Raw genomic sequence first — 1,754 nt, forward strand, 5'->3', positions numbered from 1 at the left:
GTAAAATCAAATGTAGAGGTCCCTTCTGCTAAATACCTATGCCAGACATCAGAGGAAAAATTCGGCATGTCAGGATGGCCGCGCTTGATAAAACCAACTTTGCGTAGCCGATTGTCCAAAATGTTGATTTTCAACTAAACATACCTCTCTTTCCACATGATTTCTATTTCTGGCATTTCTTTGATCCAGCTTGAAAAATGAATTTCCATCTCACTTGTGCCTTTTGGAATTGAGAGAAAATCTGAACCATCGATTTCCTCTTCGTTTTTGGACATTCCATCAACCAAAATCGAGCCGCTGCCCATATCGATTTCTACGATCGAACCAGGACGGTATCGATTAGGCACATCTTCAATACCACTCACAAAGTCTTTGCGATAAACAATGCTATCAAGGTACATGTGAGTAACAATTGGCTTATCGCCAAAAGCGCCTAAAGCTACATGGATTTTAGCACTCTTTCGCCCTTTGATTTCTGGAATGTGAAATTGAGGGTAAGAACCCCACCAAAAAACCTGCACCATATCGTCGCGTCGCAGTAGATCCGACCATCCTCTTTCTGCGTTAAAAGGATTCTGGTCGTCGCGATGTGTCCCTACAAAATTCCATTGTTTCAGAACCTTATAACCGCCTTTGCCATCAGAAGCTAAAAAGTTGTATTCTACATCCAGACCATTAGCTCGCTTGATGGTTTCAACACCATACAAAAATTGGTCGTTAGTATCTGAAACCATAATCTTGATAAAACCAAATTGATTGGCTGCGCCTAACCAAAAAATTTGTCTCCACCAAAAATATTCGTTCAAGGCTCCGCGGTCACGGGCGCTATCTAAAGGAATTTCCCACGAGACCGAAGCGGCATTGTTTGGTCGTGATCCACTTCCACGATTGCTCAAGGCAATATGAGGGCGGCCCCAAGCGTTATCAATAGCTAGCGTACCGTTTAAATTCTGGCTGAGATCATTTAAAATGGCAGAGTTTTTCTGTCCCTCGGCCAAACCTTTTACAATCCAATTGTTAGAAACATAGTCTCGAAGGATTTCTGATCTTTTATAAGATTGCCGATCCGCTTCCTCGTCGTTTCCCATTGCGAAAATGGCTGATTTGGTCACAATTCCAATATAGCCATTTTCACCTCTATGCTTTATTTTTATGATTGGGAAAGCTTCTGCCGTGCCACGATTGTTTACAGTGACTTTATAAGCGGTATCGCTTATCTTAGTCACTGTTCCGTTCCTTTCATCAGGATTGACTGCTTTCAGAGTTGTGTAACTCTTAGATTCTGCAGTGCCGGAAGGGACATCAAAGCTAATGACTCCTGTCGCTTCTGCTGGACTCGTAGATTGATTGATGGAATATGATGGGCTACCAGATGGGACGGCCCACCAAATCTTATTTGGCTCGTCGCTAAATTCTAGCGGAGCCGGCTTCGGGGAATCCACGAGGCTAGCCACTTCATTTCCGACTTCGTGGATTTTTCGTAGGCTTCCCTTGACTTTAAATTCGATAGAGATAGGTTTTGCGCCTTTCGTAGCGTAGAGGAAAACTTGTCCGTTTCGACTCGCTCCTTGATCGGCATAAACATTGTTGTAGCCTGTTCCGATATTTCGGGTAATGCTGGTAATCTCATCTACTAAATCAGTCAGACTCTTCCCGTCATAAGTAACAGATATCGTCAATTATGTTTACCTCCCTTCTAGTGATTCCATGCGACGGTTATAGCTTGTCTGAGCCTTAACCATAAACGGTGTGAG

At 43.2% G+C, this 1,754-nt stretch carries 1 protein-coding gene; it reads right to left on the bottom strand.

What is annotated here, in order from left to right; genetic code table 11:
- Positions 1–134: 134 nt before the first annotated feature.
- A complete protein-coding gene (locus Q0191_RS07125; protein WP_297665124.1) occupies positions 135–1,679 on the bottom strand; it encodes a distal tail protein Dit in 1,545 nt (514 codons plus the stop codon).
- Positions 1,680–1,754 lie beyond the last annotated feature (75 nt).

It is taken from the genome of uncultured Streptococcus sp., from assembly GCF_938036805.1.
GTDB lineage: Bacteria > Bacillota > Bacilli > Lactobacillales > Streptococcaceae > Streptococcus.